This window comes from Clostridium aciditolerans, assembly GCF_016316925.1.
GTDB classification, from domain to species: Bacteria; Bacillota; Clostridia; order Clostridiales; family Clostridiaceae; genus Clostridium_AM; species Clostridium_AM aciditolerans.
The window spans coordinates 92,036-111,775 of record NZ_JAEEGB010000001.1 but is presented as its reverse complement, the minus strand read 5'-3'; the positions used below and the strand labels follow the sequence as shown (position 1 = coordinate 111,775).

The 19,740-nt window shown below is 31.5% G+C and carries 18 protein-coding genes and 1 riboswitch; of the genes, 17 read left to right on the top strand and 1 reads right to left on the bottom strand.

What is annotated here, in order from left to right; translation table 11 throughout:
* Positions 1-153: 153 nt before the first annotated feature.
* Positions 154-708, top strand: coding sequence for an NUDIX domain-containing protein (locus I6U51_RS00490; protein ID WP_211140641.1), 555 nt, complete (start codon positions 154-156; stop codon positions 706-708).
* A gap of 182 nt (positions 709-890) precedes the next feature.
* Here the strand turns inward: I6U51_RS00490 and I6U51_RS00485 are convergent, their stop codons facing one another.
* Positions 891-2,864 carry a sensor histidine kinase gene (locus I6U51_RS00485; RefSeq protein ID WP_211140640.1) on the bottom strand — a complete coding sequence of 658 codons (1,974 nt, stop codon included), beginning with the start codon at positions 2,862-2,864 and terminating at the stop codon, positions 891-893.
* Positions 2,865-3,237: 373 nt separating this feature from the next.
* Between I6U51_RS00485 and I6U51_RS00480 the strand changes: the two genes are divergently transcribed.
* The 16 genes from I6U51_RS00480 (at position 3,238) to cobT (ending at position 19,728) form a co-directional block, all read left to right on the top strand.
* Entirely contained in the window at positions 3,238-4,035 is a 798-nt protein-coding gene (locus I6U51_RS00480) for an energy-coupling factor transporter transmembrane component T family protein (protein ID WP_211140639.1), read from the top strand.
* Between the two features lie 4 nt (positions 4,036-4,039).
* The gene (locus tag I6U51_RS00475; RefSeq protein ID WP_211140638.1) at positions 4,040-4,765 is read left to right on the top strand and encodes an energy-coupling factor ABC transporter ATP-binding protein; all 726 of its coding nucleotides are present in this window, start codon (positions 4,040-4,042) and stop codon (positions 4,763-4,765) included.
* A 112-nt stretch (positions 4,766-4,877) separates the two neighbouring features.
* A riboswitch (cobalamin riboswitch) is annotated at positions 4,878-5,055 on the top strand.
* 202 nt (positions 5,056-5,257) lie between these two features.
* A complete protein-coding gene (locus I6U51_RS00470; protein ID WP_211140637.1) occupies positions 5,258-6,775 on the top strand; it encodes a cobyric acid synthase in 1,518 nt (505 codons plus the stop codon).
* Positions 6,776-6,811: 36 nt separating this feature from the next.
* Positions 6,812-7,774, top strand: a complete 963-nt coding sequence (gene cbiB / locus I6U51_RS00465; protein ID WP_211140688.1) for an adenosylcobinamide-phosphate synthase CbiB — start codon at positions 6,812-6,814, stop codon at positions 7,772-7,774.
* A 31-nt stretch (positions 7,775-7,805) separates the two neighbouring features.
* Positions 7,806-8,912 (top strand): pyridoxal phosphate-dependent aminotransferase, encoded by a 1,107-nt coding sequence (locus I6U51_RS00460; protein WP_211140636.1) that lies wholly within the window; start codon positions 7,806-7,808, stop codon positions 8,910-8,912.
* A gap of 30 nt (positions 8,913-8,942) precedes the next feature.
* Positions 8,943-9,662 carry an energy-coupling factor ABC transporter permease gene (locus tag I6U51_RS00455; protein ID WP_211140635.1) on the top strand — a complete coding sequence of 240 codons (720 nt, stop codon included), beginning with the start codon at positions 8,943-8,945 and terminating at the stop codon, positions 9,660-9,662.
* 4 nt (positions 9,663-9,666) lie between these two features.
* A complete protein-coding gene (locus I6U51_RS00450; protein WP_178907457.1) occupies positions 9,667-9,966 on the top strand; it encodes an energy-coupling factor ABC transporter substrate-binding protein in 300 nt (99 codons plus the stop codon).
* Complete coding sequence (cbiQ, locus tag I6U51_RS00445) at positions 9,929-10,651, top strand: cobalt ECF transporter T component CbiQ (RefSeq protein WP_425489731.1); 723 nt, start codon at positions 9,929-9,931, stop codon at positions 10,649-10,651. The genes I6U51_RS00450 and cbiQ overlap by 38 nt, the downstream gene beginning before the upstream one ends.
* A gap of 50 nt (positions 10,652-10,701) precedes the next feature.
* A complete protein-coding gene (hemA, locus tag I6U51_RS00440; RefSeq protein WP_211140634.1) occupies positions 10,702-11,898 on the top strand; it encodes a glutamyl-tRNA reductase in 1,197 nt (398 codons plus the stop codon).
* Positions 11,856-12,518, top strand: a complete 663-nt coding sequence (locus tag I6U51_RS00435) for an NAD(P)-dependent oxidoreductase (protein WP_211140633.1) — start codon at positions 11,856-11,858, stop codon at positions 12,516-12,518. The genes hemA and I6U51_RS00435 overlap by 43 nt, the downstream gene beginning before the upstream one ends.
* 23 nt (positions 12,519-12,541) lie before the next feature.
* The gene (gene hemC, locus I6U51_RS00430; RefSeq protein ID WP_211140632.1) at positions 12,542-13,414 is read left to right on the top strand and encodes a hydroxymethylbilane synthase; all 873 of its coding nucleotides are present in this window, start codon (positions 12,542-12,544) and stop codon (positions 13,412-13,414) included.
* A gap of 12 nt (positions 13,415-13,426) precedes the next feature.
* The gene (gene cobA, locus I6U51_RS00425) at positions 13,427-14,884 is read left to right on the top strand and encodes a uroporphyrinogen-III C-methyltransferase (protein WP_211140631.1); all 1,458 of its coding nucleotides are present in this window, start codon (positions 13,427-13,429) and stop codon (positions 14,882-14,884) included.
* A gap of 39 nt (positions 14,885-14,923) precedes the next feature.
* Positions 14,924-15,895, top strand: coding sequence for a porphobilinogen synthase (gene hemB, locus I6U51_RS00420; protein ID WP_211140630.1), 972 nt, complete (start codon positions 14,924-14,926; stop codon positions 15,893-15,895).
* A gap of 18 nt (positions 15,896-15,913) precedes the next feature.
* The gene (gene hemL, locus I6U51_RS00415) at positions 15,914-17,182 is read left to right on the top strand and encodes a glutamate-1-semialdehyde 2,1-aminomutase (protein ID WP_211140629.1); all 1,269 of its coding nucleotides are present in this window, start codon (positions 15,914-15,916) and stop codon (positions 17,180-17,182) included.
* A 92-nt stretch (positions 17,183-17,274) separates the two neighbouring features.
* A complete protein-coding gene (locus I6U51_RS00410; RefSeq protein WP_211140628.1) occupies positions 17,275-18,603 on the top strand; it encodes a cobyrinic acid a,c-diamide synthase CobB in 1,329 nt (442 codons plus the stop codon).
* Between the two features lie 45 nt (positions 18,604-18,648).
* The gene (gene cobT / locus I6U51_RS00405) at positions 18,649-19,728 is read left to right on the top strand and encodes a nicotinate-nucleotide--dimethylbenzimidazole phosphoribosyltransferase (RefSeq protein WP_211140627.1); all 1,080 of its coding nucleotides are present in this window, start codon (positions 18,649-18,651) and stop codon (positions 19,726-19,728) included.
* The last annotated feature ends 12 nt before the right edge of the window (positions 19,729-19,740 follow it).

Here is a 19,740-nt window from a genome sequence, read left to right as displayed (position 1 = left end):
TATTTTTTTATTCAAGCAACGAATTTAACTGAATATATACTCAGTATTATGCTATAATTTTAGTAAATACTAAGTAGGCGAATTTTTAAATAACTACTAAGGATTAAAATAGTTTTCTAACTCATAGATATGATAACTAATGGAGGTATACATATGAAAAGTATTGAAGAAAAAATTTTATATAAAGGTAAATGGATAGCTTTAAAGGAAACTGCATATACAGCTAAAAATGGAGAAGAAATAAGATGGGAAAGTATAGAAAGAACTAATACTAATAAAACTGCAATTATAATAGCTAAATTAGTTCCATCCGACAGATATGTATTTATAAAGCAATATAGACCAGCCATAAATAATTATATCTTAGGTTTTCCAGCTGGGTTGATAGAAGGAGAAAGTTTAGAAGAAGAGGCGTTAAGAGAGTTAAAAGAGGAAACAGGTTATCTTGGAACTGTAAAAAGTATAAGTCCTATTTTATACTCTAATGCTGCATTGTTAGCTGATACCGTTCGATTAGTTACTATAGAAGTTGACGAAAACTTAAAAGAAAATAAAAAACCAGTTCAGCATTTGGAGGCAGAAGAGGAGATAGAAGTCATATTAGTTTCCAAAAGTAATGTGAAAGATTTTCTAATAGAAGAACAAAAAAACGGAACAGCAGTAGGAGTGGGACCATGGTATGTATTTTGTGGTATAGATTGTTTTTAAACTTTTATTTGGAGATGATTTAAATGATAAAATTATTAATAATAATGTGCAGCATAATTGCAATACTGTTAACTTTAGTGGTGGTATTGGTATTCATATTTTTGGCTTCTGGAAATAAAAACAAGAAGTAGAATGTATGTAGTTTAACATATAAAAGTAAAGCTATATACATTCTAATAGTTTTATGAATATATATCAGAAAACTCTATATTTATTCTTTCAACATAATTTTTGGGGGTATATACATTTTTGCTGCTCATATCATCATCTTCTGTAAGAATTGCAGGCAACTTTACTATAAATTCTGTACCTTGTCCATAAGTGCTCTTGACGAAAATTTCGCCATCATGAAGTTCAACTAATGACTTCACTAAAGATAAACCTATGCCGCTGCCTTCATGGTTTCTTGTTAGTGATTTATCTACCTGTCTAAATCTTTCGAATATTATAGATAGCTTATTTTCAGGGATTCCAATACCAGTATCTCTTACGGAAATTACTATATTATCTACAGCATCATGTACTGTTACAAGTATTTCTCCTCCTGGTTCTGTGAATTTTACGGAATTGGATATGAGGTTTAAAATAATTCTTTCTATTTTATCGGGGTCACATGCAATAAGTTTCTCTTCTATATCAGTGTCAAAGATAAGTGTTATAGATTTATGTTCGGTATATTTAGCAACTGATAAGGTAATATCTTCTACTATACTTACAATGTTATGATTAGAAAGGTGTATTTCGAAGTACCCAGAATCTATTTTTGTTATATCAATTAGATTATTAACAAGTCTTAGTAATCTAAAACAATTCTGTTTCATTGTATTTAGATATGTTACTGATTTTTCTTTTGTGAGGCTTATATTACTATCTGGATTCAATATTTGCAGGGCGCTTAAAATAACATTTAAAGGAGTTCTTAACTCGTGTGAAATATTTGCAAAGAATTCAGTTTTTATTTTATCAAATTCTCTAGCTTCTCGAAGCAGTCTAGTATTTTCTTTAAATTTTTCCTGTAACTCTGCAGCTTTTTTATTTTGACTTATATCTTGAGCAACTACAAGGGATGCTATGTTTCCTTTGTATGGGAAAAGACCGCTGACTACCTGAACATTTATAATAGAACCATCTTTTTTTATGAATTCTTCTTCAATTAAAGGAGTGAATTGTTTATAAGCTTGTACGATATTAGTTTTTTCTCTAGTTAACTCATGAAAATCCTTACTAATAAAATCAAATATCTCTTTTCCTATAAGTTCGGTAGGAGAATCTAAACCTAACATTTTTGCAGTAGCGTTATTTGCAAAAACTATTTTGTTATCTATATGTAATAATATGCTTGCAGGAAGAAACTCTATAAGCTTCCTATAGTAGTTTTCACTTTCTCTTAATAATTTTTCATCTAGCTTTTGCTTTGTTACATCACGAAAACTGTATAGCCTTCCGATTAGTGTATTGTTTTTTATTAATGGACTGGAAAGACTTTCAAATATCCTTCCGTCTTTTAGTTCAATTAAAGTGAAAAATTTTCTTTTAGTGTTAAACACTTGTTTAATCTTATATTTTATATCTTCTGAGTTTTTAACTTTATTTATAACAAACTCAAGAATATCATTTTTATCTATAGGATTATCGTAGATTTCCATGATGTTTTTTATGTATTTATTATAATTGACTACTTTTCCAGTTGAATCTAGCACTAAAATCCCTTCAGCAGTAGAATCAAATATAGCTTTTACTGTTTCTTTATTCTCATACAATTTATCTTCTACATTTTCTAATTTTGTACAATCCTCTGTTGAAAACATCACTCCATTAAAACCATCTACATTATTTATAACATTAATTTTTATATTAAAATATTTAATCAGCAAGTTTGTATTATCAGTATAGAAAGGAAATCGATTTAGAACTATTGTTTCCTTAGAAGAAAAAATAATCTTTAATCTACTTGCTATAGGATTAAATAAATAGGAAAACTCATTAAAAAAGTTTTTTCCAATAATATCTTTACGATGAATACTAGTTATAGATTCTTGAACAGAATTCCAAAGAATGATATCAAAGTTGCTGTTTAAAACCATAATACCAACAGGGATATTCTCTATAATATTTTCAAGCATATTACTAGGATAACTTATACTATTGTTTTTCATAAAAGAGGAATAATATGAGTTAGACATTTCAACCTCCTTCTTAAGTGAAAATTCATATTGTTATATATTCTACATATATTCTACAAAATGATGTAAAATCCTTTCAAAATATTTAAGTTTAGGATATACTTAAATAAAAGCTTAATATGTTTTGTTATAAATTAATGATTTGAGTTTTATGCTATTTTCAGACAATGCATAGGTATTAAATAAAAATATGAACCCGTGAAAATAAGTAATTGATTATGACATATTTTTAACAGAAAAGTATTTTTTATTTTAATTATTTAGAAATTATTGGTATAATAGTGATGTTTTTGTGAGATTATTTTTTTACTTATATTTAAATACATAGAATGTGCAGGTGTGATTTATGGAGGAATGGCTTTTTAAAAAAGATAACTATGTACCACAAAATGATGAGGACAAGTTTATAGATAAAAGTATATTTTCTATACTTCATGTGTTATCCTTAATAAAGAGAAGCTCTAAGATTAATAATGGTTTTATATATAATATTAATAGTGTTGTAAAGGTTTTATTTACAGTTTTAAATATAATATTTTTATCAATGTCAAAAAACCTTACATATATACTTTTAGTAGATGTATATTTTCTATTAATTTTAAGTTTATTAGATGTAGAAGACATAAAAAAGGTTTTATCTATAAGTTTAGTTGTTCCCTTATTTACGTTAGTAATGCTTACACCTTCAATAATAATGGGGAATGTAAAAAATAGTATTTTATTAATTACAAAGGTAATTGGTACTATAGTTATTGTTAATATACTATCTTATACTACTAAATGGCACGACATAACAAAGGCACTAAAGCTTTTCTTTATACCAGATGTATTTATATTAGTTTTTGATATTACTATAAAATATATATACATTTTAGGTGAATTCTCATTAGAAATGTTTTATGCATTAAGGTTAAGATCTATTGGAAAAAATGATAATAAATATTCATCTGTAACCAGAATAATGGGTAATCTTTTTTTAAAGTCAAAAGAAATGGGTGACGAAATGTATTCAGCTATGGAATGTAGGGGGTTTACAGGAGAATATTCATCTTATACAAATTCAAAAGTTGGTACTAAAGACTTGATATATGGTTCTGTCAATATGCTTGTTATATTGCTGTATTTTTATTTTGCTAGGATGTGATATTATGATTCAAATTAAAGATATTATTTTTAAGTACAAAGATGCAGAAGTGTTAAAAAATATAAACGTGGATATTAAAGAAGGAGAATCAATTGCTTTAATAGGTCCAAATGGAAGTGGAAAATCTACTTTTTTGAAGTTATTAAATGGAATAATATTTGCGACAAAAGGAAAGTATTATTTTAATAGTGAAGAAATAGATAAGAAGAAAATGGAGAATAGTAATTTTAGTAAGCTTTTTCATAAAAAAGTGGGATTTGTATTTCAAAATTCCGATGCACAACTTTTTTGTTCAAATGTTTACGATGAAATAGCCTTTGGACCAAGACAAATGGGAATGGATGATAAGGAAGTAGATAGAAGAGTTTGTGACTGTTTGAGACTTCTTGATATTGAAGATCTAAAAGATAGAGAGCCATATAACTTAAGTGGTGGAGAGAAAAAGAGAGTTGCTATAGCTGCTGTACTTGCTTTAAATCCAGAGGTTTTAATTTTAGATGAACCTATGAATGCAATTGATCCAAAGGGAAAAAAGTTCTTGAGAGAGCTTATGATTAAACTAAATAATAGTGGAAAAACTATAATTTGTTCTACTCATGATTTTGAATATGTACAAGGTATCTTTAAGAGAGTGTTAGTGTTTGCTGAGGATCATAGTATTATAAGAGATGATGATTATGATATTGTAATTAATGATAATAGTTTTTTAATAGAAAATAACATAAAGTGAGAAAAAAGGCATTAGACATTGCTGAGGTTATTTTTATAAGTTATTATGGCTACATATTACAAATAGATATTATTGACATATATGTTGGGCTATAATAAACTAAAATTGAAAAATAAATATTACGAGTTTAGGTGCCTTTTAAAAGGTGAAAAGGGAATGCGGTTAAAGTCCGCAGCAGCCCCCGCTACTGTAATTGATGACGAACCTTCAGCATGCCACTCTTCATAAGAGGAAGGTGAAGGCGAGAATGATTCATGAGCCAGGAGACCTGCCTAGATGTGAGTAGTATAAGCTTTCGGAGGGAAAGTACTTTTAATATGATCACTTCCGGCTTAAGCCGGTTTTTTTATGTTAAAAGCAGCAAACTTTGTAAGTTTGCTGCTTAAACTTTTGAAAAAAATGCTTATATGTAATTTCATGTAAAAATGATTTAGCAATTAATGTACAATTGATAAAGCGGAATTTATATATACAAGAGGGGGATATATATTTATGGCAAAAATAATGATTCAAGGAACTGGATCTTCTGTAGGAAAAAGTATACTAGTGACGGCGTTATGCAGAATCTTTAAGCAGGATGGATATTCAGTTTGCCCGTTTAAAGCTCAAAATATGTCGTTAAATTCATACATAACTTTAGATGGCAAAGAAATGGGACGTGCTCAAGTACTCCAAGCATATGCTGCAGGTCTTCAACCAGAAGCATATATGAATCCTATACTTTTGAAGCCTACGTCAGATAAAAAGTGCCAAATCATAGTTAATGGTAAGGTTTATGGAAATAGCACAGCTATGGAATATCATAATATGAAATTAGAATTTAGAGATATGTTAAAAGATCATTTTGAAAGTATGGAACAAAAATTTGATATAATAGTAATGGAAGGTGCAGGAAGTCCTGCAGAAATAAACTTAAGAGACAGAGACATAGTAAACATGGGTATGGCGGAACTAGTTGATGCACCTGTAATTATAGCTGGTGATATAGATAAGGGTGGGGTTTTTGCATCACTTGCTGGTACAATGCTTTTATTTACTGAAGAAGAAAGAGCTAGAGTTAAAGGTACTATAATTAATAAATTTAGAGGAGATGTGGAGATATTAAAACCAGGCCTTACTATGCTAGAAGATATTATAAAAGTGACCTGTATGGGGGTAGTTCCGCATTTCAACCTGGCATTAGAAGATGAAGATGGAGCAGTAGAATTTAATACTAAAATTACAGGTAATATTGATATTGCTGTAATTAAGTTGCCTCACATTTCAAATTTTACTGACTTAGATGCTTTAAAAAGTGAGGAAGATGTTTCGGTAAGATTTGTAACTTCCGTAGAAGAACTAGGACATCCTGATCTTGTTATTATTCCAGGAAGCAAGAATACTATTGAAGATTTGCTTAAATTAAGAGCATGTGGATTGGAAAAAGCTATAAAGGATTATAGTAAAACTGGATTACTTATTGGGATATGTGGTGGCTATCAAATACTTGGAAAAGTTCTAAAGGATCCTTATGGTGTAGAAACAGATGTAAAAGAGACAGAAGGTATGGGAGTACTAGATGTAGAAACTGTGTTTGAAGAAGAAAAAGTAACTACAAGAGTAAATGCTGAAAGTATAGAAAAGTTTAATGTGTATAAGAATGAGGAGTCAAAGGAAAATAGAAAACTAAATATTTATGGCTATGAAATTCATATGGGAATATGCAATTATGGTAAAAATGCAAAACCTTTATTTAAAATTATGGATAAAAACGGTGAAAAGGTTGAGCTTAATGATGGGGCTATAAATGAAGAAGGAAATATTATGGGAACTTATATACATGGAATCTTTGATGGAGTAGATTTTAGAGAATATATTTTAAATAAAATAAGGGTATCAAAAGAATTAGAGGTTAAAAAGTCAAGCACCTATGAAAGCCTTAGAGAAAAAGAGTTAGATAAGCTTGCTGACATTGTTAGGGAAAGCTTGGATATTAATAAAATTTACGAAGTAATGGGAATAAATAAATAATTTTTGAGGTGAGAAATTTTGATTACATCTTTCCTTATGACCAATGTTTTAGACATATTGTTAGCCATACTAATAGATTGGATAATTGGAGATCCTCATTGGTTTCCGCATCCAATTATTTATATAGGCAAACTCATAGCTTATTTAGAAAAAAAGGGAAGAAAGCTGTGCAAAACTGACGCTGGCATTAAAGCTTTTGGAGGTCTTATTGTAGTAGTAGTTGCACTTATAAGCTTTATCATTCCATTTTTTATACTTGCCATAACAAAACATGTTTTATGGTTATATCATGTTTTAAATGTGATGATAATATGGACTACCCTTGCAGCTAAGTGTTTGAGCAGCGAAGCTAAAAAAGTGTACTATGCATTAAAGAACAATGACTTAGAAGATGCCAGAATAAAACTTTCATATATAGTTGGAAGAGATACCAAGAGTCTTGGTGATAAAGAAATAATAAGAGCGGATGTAGAGACAGTAGCAGAAAATGCAGCAGATGGAGTAATTGCTCCGTTATTTTATGCCATAATTGGAGGAGCTCCATTAGCAATGATGTATAAAGCTATTAACACAATGGACTCAATGCTTGGATATATGAATGAAAAGTATAAACACATTGGATTCTTTCCAGCAAAGGTAGATGATGTAGCTAACCTTATACCTGCAAGGCTTACAGGGTTACTTATCTGTATAGTTGCCTTTATTGTAAAGGGAAATCCAATTGAAAGTTTTAAAATAATGATAAGAGATAGAAAAAATCATAAAAGTCCTAATTGTGCTTATCCAGAAGGAGCTGCAGCAGGAGCTATGAGAATACAACTTGGAGGTACAAATATTTATTTCGGAGAAGTTGTATACAAGCCAACAATTGGGGATAAAAAGCTAGAACTAAGTTTTGAGCATATAAATGACTGCATAAAACTTATGTATGCTGCAGAAATACTGATGGTTGTAATGTACATACTAGGAATTTTAATGATACTAGGTTGTAATTCGTAAAATAAAAATAAGTATACAGGAAGTGATTACATTGGAGCATGGAGGAGATGTTTATACAGAAGGTTTGTTCAAAGGCAAGAAATTAATTGATTTTAGCTCGAATATAAACCCTCTTGGGGTGCCAAAAAGCTTTAAAAATCATATAGAAGAAGCTTTGGACTCTGTGGAAAGATATCCAGACATACAATATAGGAAGCTGAAAGGTTATATTGTGGATTATATAAAATTTAGTAAAGATTATTTTGGAAATGAGTTAACTCATATAGAAAGGGTAGACTCAAAATTATATGAAGATAGTATAGTACTAGGAAACGGAGCAGCAGAGATTATAGATTTGTCAATAAGCTGCTTTAAAAGTGTATGTTTGACGGTGCCATCATTTGTAGAGTATGAAAAAAGCGCTTTAAAATGGGGATGTGATATAAAGTACTCCTTTTTAACAAAGGATTTAGAGTATGATTATGATGATATATATTTAAAGCTTAAGGAAACAGAGGCTTTAGTTATAGGAAATCCTAATAATCCCAATGGTTCAGTAATAGATAGGAATAAATTTAAAAAAATTATGGATTATTGTGAGAAGAATAATAAAAAAATTATTATTGATGAGGCTTTTATTGAATTCACAGGAAAAAGAGGATTTAGTTTTTTAAAAGAAGCGGAAAGTTATAGTTGTATATTTATAATAAAGGCTTTAACAAAATTTTATGCTATGCCTGGAATAAGGCTAGGATATGGAATATCAGCAGATAAGGAAATGATAAAAAAAATAGAAAGTAAACAAAACCCCTGGAATGTAAATTGCTTTGCTGAAATTGCAGCAAAATATTCTTTGAGTGACAAGGAATATATAGAAAAGTCATTGGAGTGGGTTGAAGTAGAAAGAGAATTCATCACTGAAGAGCTGAAAAGTCTGGCTTTTATTGAAAGAGTATATAATACATATAGTAATTTTATTTTGTGTAAGCTTCAAGAATTAGATTGTAATAGTTTATATAATCTATGCTTAGACAAAGGAGTCGTTATAAGAAAATGTGATAACTTCATGGGATTGGACAAAGATTATGTAAGGTTTGCTATAAAAGATAGAGTATGTAATGAACTGCTTATAAAAACCTTAAGATCATTAAAAATTTAAATTAATTATCAAAAATATGGGGGAATATAAATGAAGAAAAAATATACGATACTTATGACCCTAGCATTAATTATAAGCTTAACTACTAGTGTATATGCAATGCATATATCAGAAGGATTTTTACCACCTTTATGGTGTGGTGTATATTTTGTTTTATCTGTACCTTTTATTATTATGGGATTAAAGCATATAAAAAAGAAAACCGCCAAAAACAAGGATATAAAGATGCTTCTAGGCCTTGTAGCTGCTTACGCTTTTATACTATCAGCCATGAAGATACCATCTGTTACAGGAAGTTGTTCACATCCTACAGGAACAGGTCTTGGAGCAATATTGTTCGGACCTTTTGTAATGTCAGTTATAGGGCTTTTGGTTCTTATATTTCAGGCTCTGCTTTTAGCACATGGAGGAATAACAACTTTAGGAGCAAATGTGTTCTCAATGGGAATTGTAGGGCCAATAGTATCTTACTTAATTTTTAAAGTTGTTAAAGGGAAAAATAAAAAAATGGCTGTATTTTTAGCGGCAATGTTTGGAGATTTAGCAACATATTTAACTACATCTGTACAGTTAGCCTTAGCTTTTCCTGCTAAGACCGGAGGAGTTTTAATATCCTTCATAAAGTTTTTCTCTATATTTGCAATAACTCAAATACCTCTTGCTATAATTGAAGGTATTTTAACAGTAGTGATATTCGAATTTATAGAAAATTACTCATCTAAAGAATTAAAGGATTTAAGTGAGGTGTAGTGTATTGAAGAAAAAAAATATTTTGCTAATCCTTTTATGTATAGTTTTAATGAGTTTATCTTTTATTATTGGAAGTATGAGAGGCGGAAGCTTTGGGGGAGCAGATGAAAAAATAGAAACTACTATAAATCAGGTAGATAAAAATTATAAGCCTTGGGCCAGTAGTGTGTGGCAGCCGCCGTCAGGTGAAATAGAAAGTTTTCTTTTTGCACTTCAGGCTGCTATAGGTGCAGGATTTATAGGGTATTATATAGGAAGGAAGAAAAATGCTAAAACTGATAATGGCTCTGTCAAAAATCAGTAAGCTTTCCGATATTCATCCTGGCGAAAAGATGCTGTTAAGCATATTTCCTATTGCGGCAATAGGTTTTTCACATAGTGCTGTTCCAATAATATTAAACATAATAGTTTTTATAATATTACATGCATATAGTAAAAATAATAGAAAAATAGTAACAAAGTTTACGTTGGAGATAGGAGCATTTGCTGCATTTTCTTCTATAACTTTTGTGTTTGATTATGGGTTAAGCTACTGTGCTATTATTTTGCTCAAAAGCTTATCAGCAGGCTTGTGCCTATCCTTTTTTTCTTTAACCACCCCAATAGATGATGTTTTATTGATATTATCTAAGCACAATTGGTTAAAAGACTTATGTGATATAACTAAGAGTATGGAAAGATTTTTAGTAGTAATAGATGAAGAATACTATATACTTTATAATTCAATAAAATCTAGAGGCGGATTTGATGGATTTAAATTAAGAATTAGAAATACAGGAAAGATGGCTGGTCTGTTATTTATAAATACAATGAATAGATGGAAAAGCATAAAAGATGGAATCGATAGTAGAGGATATAGAGGATATACTCCATACTTAGCAAAGGAATTTAATTTTTCATTTTTTAGATTAGGAGCTGTATGTTTATATACTATAACACTGACGCTAGCGATTTATACATTTAATAATAATTCTATATTGTTTAAGTAGATATATTACAAATTTAACTAGATTATAGTAGATTTAATGGAGATGGTGAAATGATACAACTTATAGGTCTGAAAAGTGACGTTAAATTAGAAGTGAGAGAAAAGTTTTCAATAATACAAAAGCGTTGTGAAGACTATGTAAGAAGATTAAATAAGGTTTGTGATGAAGTCGTAATAATAAGCACCTGCAATAGAACGGAGATTTATTTTAATTCCGCTAGAACTGATGAAAGCATTGTAAATGATATTTTTGAAGTATTGAATTGGAATAAAGATTTAGTTAACTACACTTTTCATTACAAGGGAAAAGAAGTTGTAAGGCATATCATGGATGTGGTATGTGGATTTCAATCTCTAATTTTAGGTGAAGATCAAATTTTAGGCCAGGTAAAAGATGCTTATGAAACAGCTTTGCAGGCTAAGTCTATTAATAAGGAGTTACAGAGACTTTTTCAAGCAGCTGTAACCTGTGGAAAAGAATTTAGAACTGAATCAAGTCTTTATAAAATACCTGTTTCCTCTTCATCAATAGCGGTGGCTGAAAGTCGAAAGCATGGTGCAAGAAAGTTTATGATATTGGGCTTTGGTGAAGTTGGTCAGCTAACAGCAAAATACATTTTATCTGGTTCTTTTGAAGTGCTTTATATAGCTGTTAGAAATCCTAATGTTGTTGACATAGAAGATAAAAGAGTAAAGGTTATTTCTTTTGAGGATAGAGTAAAATACTACGAAGAGGTTGATTCAATAATATCCTGTACCTCAGCGCCTCATTGTGTAATAAAGAAAGATAACTTACCACAAAAACCGTTACTTATCTTCGATTTAGCCGTTCCAAGAGATGTAGAGATAGAGGTTCAGTGTTTAGATAATATAATATTATATGATATTGATAAGGTTAGCTCCATTGATGATGAAAACAGAAGAAAAAGAAAAGAAATAATGGAGAATAATAGGTCTATTTTAGATAAATACATTAATGAGTTTTGTGAGTGGCAAAAAATACAGGATATTTCTCCGGAAATAGTTAAGCTAAAAAAGTGCGGAGAAAGAGTTTACAAAGAAAGATATAAAACTTTTAAAAACAAAAGAAATACAAAAGATGCTGATAAGCTTGCAGAAATACTTCTGAAAAGTACGTCAGATGCTTTTATTAACAGGGCAATAGATGTATTGAAAGAAGAGCAGTTAAAGGGGCGTGTAGACGATTGTATGAGAATAATAAAGAAGATATTTTACGTGGTAGAATAGACTATACAATGGTATCATTAATATCCCCAAAAATAAACGTGCTTATCGTAGGAGGCGGAAGAGCAGCGTTAACTAAGTCTAGAACTTTTGTTAAAAAAGGCTGCAGAGTATGGGTAATTTCAAAAGAGTTTACTCAGGAATTTAATGAACTAAGCGGTTACCCAAATTTAAAATGTATTAAGGGCGAATACAGCAAGCAGTACATAAGCGATAAGCATATAGTAATAATTGCTACTAACTGCGAAGAGACAAATCAAAATATAAGAAATCACTGTGAAGAATTTTATAAACTATATATAGATTGCAGCATGCCCAAAAAGGGGCTATGTATCACAACTTGTCAAAGAAGTACTAAAAATATTACCTTAGGAATTAATATAAATGATTTCAGTCCTAAAACTTCAGTTTTTTTAGCTGATAAGATAAAAAATCAATTAGAAAAATATGATGATTTTGTGACATTTACAGCTTTTATAAGAAACAGTATAAAGGATTTTGAAAATAAGAATGAAATAATGAATTTTATATGCTCTGAGGATTTCCTATTCTTTTACAACAAGGGGATGGCAAAGAGTGTATTTCAAATGTTTTATCCAAATACTCAATTGTTTAAGGACTAACAAATAAAAAGGTGGGATTAATTTTGAAGCTAAGAATTGCAACCCGTAGAAGTAGGTTGGCCCAGGTTCAAACAGAAAGCATAATGAAGCTTTTAAAAGAAAACTATAATATAGATAGTGAAAAACTTCTTATAGAGACTATTGGGGATAAAAGACTTGATGTAGCATTAAACAAGATAGGTGGGAAAGGCCTTTTTGTCAAAGAAATTGAAATGGCTCTTCTTGAAGAAGAAGCAGATGCAGCAGTTCACAGTATGAAAGACGTACCATTTGAAGTGCCTGAGATGTTTGAAATAGTTGCAATACCTGTAAGAGAAGATGTAAGAGATGTATTTGTTTCTATGAATGGAGTATATTTTACAGAATTGCGAAAAGGAGCAAGAGTAGGTACAAGCAGTAACAGAAGGGCTGCTCAACTTAAGCTTTTAAGACCAGATTTAGAAATAGTGCCTATAAGAGGAAATGTTCAAACTAGAATAGATAAAATAGAAAGAGAAAATCTAGATGGAATAATACTAGCCGCTGCAGGTCTTAAGAGATTGGACATGGAAAATATAATTACTGATTATTTTGCAGTAGATGGAATAATTCCAGCAGTAGGACAGGGAGCCTTAGGAATTGAAGTTAAGAAAAATAGTATAAATGGAGAAGTGTTTAAAAAGCTTGAATGTGAAGAAGCTAGAATATGTGTAGAAGCAGAAAGAAGTTTTATGAGAACTTTAGGTGGAGATTGCCACTCGACTATAGGGGCCTATGCAGAATTAGAAGGAAATATAATGAATATAATAGGAATATTTCAAGTGGGACAGAAACTAATTAAAAAAGATATAAGTGGAAACAAAGAAAATTATATAGATCTTGGCAAACAATTGGCTGAAAAAATATTGAATGCATAGGAGGAACTAAAAATGGGTAAGGTTTATCTTATTGGGGCTGGACCTGGGGATGAAGAGCTTATAACCTTAAAGGCAATTAGAAAATTAAAAGAATGTACTGCAGTAATGTATGACAGATTGTCAGGAACAGGTGTTTTAAAGTATTTAGATGAAAAGTGTAAGATATATTATTGTGGTAAAGAACCAGGATGTCATTATAAAACTCAAGATGAAATAAATGAGATGTTAGTTCAGTTGGCTAAAGAAGGCCATATCGTTGGAAGAATTAAAGGTGGAGACCCATACATATTTGGCAGAGGTGGAGAAGAAGCGTTAAGGCTTATAGAAGAAGATATAGAGTTTGAAGTTGTACCAGGAATTACTTCTCCAATATCCGTACTAAACTATGGAGGAATACCTGTAACTCATAGAAAAATAGCGCAAAGTTTTCATGTATTCACAGGAAAGAGTGCTGCAAAATTAAATATAAATTGGGATGCAGCGGCACATGTAGGAGGAACCCTTATATTTTTAATGGGATTTGAAAATCTAGGAGTAATTTCTGAAAACCTAGTAAAATGCGGAATGGATGAGAATACGCCATGTGCAGTTGTAATGAGAGGAACTACTGCTAGACAAAGAAAAGTAGTAAGTACTTTAAAAGACATACAGGATAGAGCTGTAGAAGCTGGATTACACTCACCATGCATAATAGTTGTAGGTGAAGTAGTTAAGTTTAATGATGAATTAAATTGGTATGAGAAAAAGCCTCTATTTGGAAGGAATATATGCATTACACGGTCAAAGGAGCAATCTGCTGAGATAAGAGAAAGATTAATAGATTTAGGTGCACAGGTTACAGAAATAAATTCAATAAAAATAAAGTTCACTTCAGAAAATATGAATGAGCATTTAGATAAACTTCCAAATTATGATTATATAGTTTTTACAAGTGTTAATGGAGTAAATAGCTTCTTTGATCAGTTAGTTGATAAAGGCTACGACATAAGAAGAATAAATGGAACTTTTGCGGCTATAGGACCTGCTACAGAAAAGGCTATTAAAGCAAGAGGAATCATTCCTAAAATCGTAGCAGAAAAGTTTGTAGCTGAAAGCTTATTTGATAAAATGAAAAATTTTGTAAAGTCAGGTGACAAAGTATTTCTACCGAGATCAAAACAAGCAAGGCCTTATCTAGCAGATGTATTAAAAGATGCCGGATGTATAGTAGATGAATGCTACACTTATGAAACGGTAATAGGTGATTTGATTGATAAAAGCTGTTTTGAAGATGTAGATACAGTGGTATTTACTAGTCCTACTACAGTAAGAAATATGATTGAACTTGTAGGATTAGACTCTATAAAAGAAAGGAATGTTATTTCTATAGGGCCTATAACAGGTAATGAGTTAGAGAAACATGGAATAAGTTATTCAGTTTGTAGTGAGTATACAACTGATGGAGTTATTAATGAGCTAATCAAAAAATAAAATTTAAATGATTAAAAAATAGAAAAGAGGTAATTTATTATGTTTAGAAGACACAGAAGACTTAGACAAAACGAAGTTGTAAGATCTATGGTGAGAGAAACCATAGTTGATCCATCGGATTTTATATATCCTTTATTTGCAGTAGAAGGAACAAATATTAAAAGAGAAATTTCATCTCTACCAGGAAACTATCATCTCTCTGTAGACAGATTACAAGAAGTAGTAGAAGAAATGAGAGAAGTAGGAGTTAAAAGTGTAATATTATTTGGAATTCCTGAGCATAAAGATGAATGTGGAAGCGGAGCTTATGATGAGAATGGAATAATACAAAAGGCTATAAGAAAAATAAAGGAAATTGATAAGAATATCTATGTTATTACAGATGTTTGCATGTGTGAATACACAAGTCACGGACATTGTGGAATAATCCATGGTGAAGATGTAGATAATGATGAAACTTTAGAATACATGGCTAAAATAGCATTATCTCATGCTAAGGCAGGAGCAGATATGATAGCACCTTCTGATATGATGGATGGAAGAATAGATGCTATAAGAACAATTTTAGACGAGAATGGCTACAAGAACGTTCCTATTATGGCTTATAGTGCCAAGTATTGTTCAGCTTTCTATGGTCCTTTTAGAGAAGCAGCAGATTCAGCTCCTCAATTTGGAGACAGAAAAACTTATCAAATGGACCCAGCTAATTCAAGAGAGGCTATGCTTGAGATTGAGGATGATATAGATGAGGGAGCAGATATTATAATGGTTAAGCCAGCAATGCCTTATTTAGATGTAATAAGAATGGCTAGAGATAGATTTGATGTACCAATAGCTGCTTATAATGTAAGTGGTGAATATGCTATGGTTAAAGCTGCAGCTAAAGCAGGCCTTATAGATGAAAAGAGAGTTGCCTTAGAGATGTTAACATCAATAAAGAGAGCAGGAGCAAAAATGATCATAACTTACTATGCTATAGAGGCAGCTAGATGGCTTAGAGAGCAAATGTAATTTACGGAGGCGAAAATAATGTCAAGTTTAGATATATTTAATGAGTCCAATATATATATGCCAGGTGGAGTTAACAGTCCAGTTAGAGCATACGTAGGATTAGAGACAAAACCACCTGTAATTAAAAAAGGAGTAGGAGCTCACATATTCGATGAAGATGGAAAAGAATATGTAGATTTCATTGGTGCATGGGGTCCTATGATACTTGGACACTGTGATGAAGATGTAGTAAAAGCAATAAAAGACACAGCAGAAAATGCTATAGCTTTTGGAGCACCTACAGAGCTTGAATTAAAATTAGCTAAACATATCTGTACTACAATAGACAATGTAGACATGATAAGAATGGTAAACTCAGGTACAGAAGCTACTATGAGTGCTATAAAGCTTGCAAGAGGATGTACTAAGAGAGATAAAATCATAAAATTCGCAGGTTGTTACCATGGGCACTTTGATGGATTCTTAGTAGAAGCTGGTTCAGGAGTGCTTACAGCAAACATACCAGGTTCACCAGGGGTACCAAAGGGAAGTATAGCAAATACACTAATAGCTCAATACAATGACATTGAAAGCGTAAAAGAGCTTTTTGAAAAATACGGTGACGATATAGCAGCAGTTATTATTGAGCCAATAGCAGGGAACATGGGTGTTGTGCCAGCTCATAAGAAATTCCTAGAAGATCTAAGAGAAATCTGTACAAAATATGGAACTATCTTAATATTCGATGAGGTTATGACTGGATTTAGAGTTGCTTACAAAGGAGCACAAAGCTTATATGGAGTAAAACCTGATTTATCAACTTTCGCTAAGATTATGGGCGGCGGACTTCCATCAGGTGCTTACGGTGGAAGAAGAGACTTAATGGAACAGCTAGCACCTATGGGACCGGTTTATCAGGCAGGAACTATGTCTGGAAACCCACTAGTTATGGCAGCTGGATATGCAACACTTACAAAGCTTCACAGCAATCCACACTATTATGAGTACATGGATAAAATAGCTGGAAAACTTCAAAAAGGAGCAGAAGAAATAGCTAAGGAAAAAGGTCTTCCATTAGTTATAAACAGACGTGTAAACATGATGACAATGTTTATTAACGAAGGCGGAGAGGTTGCTAACTTTAAACAAGCAAAAGCTAGTGATACTAAATTATACGGAAGATTCTTCGAACACATGCTAAAAGGTGGAATGTTTATGTCACCAGCGCAATTTGAAGCTATGTTCATAGGTGTAAAACACACTGAAGAAGACATAGAGAAATTTGTAGACCTAATGAGAAAATTTTAGTTTAGGCATCTGAAAGAAAATAGACTAGTATACTGACTAGTTATTTTCTTGAAGATGCCACAGAAAAATACTGCGGAAAGAGGCGATGTGGTTTGAGAAGCTTAGTCATATCCTCGAATAGCAGTGGTGGAGGAAAAACTACAATAACACTAGGACTTATGAAAGCTTTGATGAAGAAAGGCTTTGATGTTCAAGGATACAAAGTAGGACCAGATTATATTGATCCAGCTTTCCACAGTTATATAACAGGAAAACCTTCAAGAAACTTAGACTTGTACCTTATGGGGGAAGAGGGGGTAAAGGCCTCCTTTTCTAGAGGTACAGGAGACATTGGAGTAGTAGAAGGAGTTATGGGTTTTTATGATGGTAAGGGAATAGACTCGATGTATTCTACTGCACATGTATCCAAGGTTTTAAACCTTCCAGTACTGCTTATCATAACACCAAAAGCACAGAGTATTACACTGTGTGCTGAAATTAATGGAATATTAAATTTTGAAAAAAATAATATAGTTGGAGTTGTATTTAATAGTATTAGTGAGAGTTATTACAAGCTGTTAAAGACTGCAGTTGAAAAAAATTGCAACACTAAGGTTTTTGGGTATGTGCCTAAAGATGAAAAGCTTGCATTAAAGAGCAGACATTTAGGTCTTGTTCAAAGCAGCGAAATAGAGGATTTAAATGAGAAAATAGAGTTATGCAGTGAATTAATATTAAAACATGTTAATGTAGAAGAATTATTAAAATATTTTAAAGAAACAGAAAAGTACAGAGATAACTTTCATATTGAAAATAAAAGTATACGAATAGCGGTACCTTATGACAAAGCATTTAGCTTTTATTATAGAGAAAACATTGAGCTTTTAGAAGAAGCGGGAGAAGTAGTGTATTTTAGTCCATTAAAGGATAGTGAATTACCGGAAAATATAGACTTTTTGTACATAGGTGGAGGTTATCCTGAAGTATTTATAAAAGAATTAAGCAACAATAAATCTATGCTTAGAAGCATAAGAGAAAGATTGGAAAGTGGACTAGGTTGTTATGCTGAATGTGGTGGATTAATGTATCTTACCAGTGGCATAGAAGATACAGATAGTAAAAATGTATTTGAAGCAGTAGGTTTTTTAACAGGACATGCTTATATGACTAAAAAACTTCAGAACTTTGGATATGCAAAGCTGAAGGTTGAAAAAGAAAATGATGTTTTGCCTACTGGGTTAGAAATAAACTGTCACGAGTTTCATAAGTCTTATGTAAGTTTAGAAGAAGAAAAAATTTACGGATTAATAAAAGAGACTTATGATGGCTCCCTAAAAACATGGAATTGTGGATATGTAAAAAATAACACATTAGGGGCCTATGGACATGTTCATTTCTTTGGAAATATGAAAATGATTAAAAGTTTATTAGATAGATTTTAGAATTGGCACTTATTGTTGTGTTAGGATAAGCAAAGGGGGAGAAGCATGGGAATGCTACTTGGTGAAACCTTAAAATGTATAAAGCCAGCAGATAAAGAAGCTATAAAAAAGGCCTGGGAGAGATTGGACAACCTTACTAAGCCTATAGGAAGCTTAGGTGAATTAGAAGAAATAGCTGCAAAAATGGCTGGTATTACAGGGAAAATTCATAATAAAATAAATAAGAAAACTGTAGTAATAATGTGTGCTGATAATGGTGTTTATGAAGAAGGAGTGAGTAACAATACACAAGATACAACAGTAACGGTTACTAACAACTTTACTAAAGGTATAACTGGTGTATGTGTCTTAGCTAAATATGTAAATGCGAATATTACTGTTGTGGATATTGGAGTAAAGGAAGACTTTAATCATCCTAAAATAATAAATAAAAAAGTAATGTATGGTACTAACAATATCGCTAAAGAGCCTGCGATGACAAGAGAGCAAGCAATTCAAGCAATAGAAGCTGGAATAGAAATTGTAGATAACTTAGTAAAGGAAGGTTACAATCTTTTAGGTACAGGTGAAATGGGAGTTGGCAACACTACTACCAGTGCAGCAGTTTTTAGTGTGTTATCAGGAATTTCTCCAGAGGTTGTAGTAGGAAAAGGTTCGGGACTTACAGAAGAACAATTAATAATTAAAAAAAGTGTGGTTCAAAGAGCAATAGAAACAAACAGTCCTGATAGAGATGATATTATAGATGTTTTATCGAAGGTTGGAGGATTAGATATTGCTGGCCTTTGTGGATGTTTTTTAGGAGCAGCTAAAAATAGGATACCAATTGTAATTGATGGATTTATATCCTCAGCTGCAGCACTATGTGCAAATAAATTAAACAATAATGTCAGAGATTTTATATTCCCTTCTCACCTTTCAGCAGAACCAGGAGCTGCATATATGATGCAGGAACTTGAATTAAATCCAATGCTTAATTTACGAATGAGACTTGGAGAGGGAAGTGGATGTCCTCTAGCATTTAATATTATTGAGGCTTCATTATGTGCTATGGACAACATGGCTACCTTTGAGGAGGCAGCTTTAAACAAAGAATGTTATGTAGATATTAGGGAAAAGAAGTAGTGATAAAAGGGA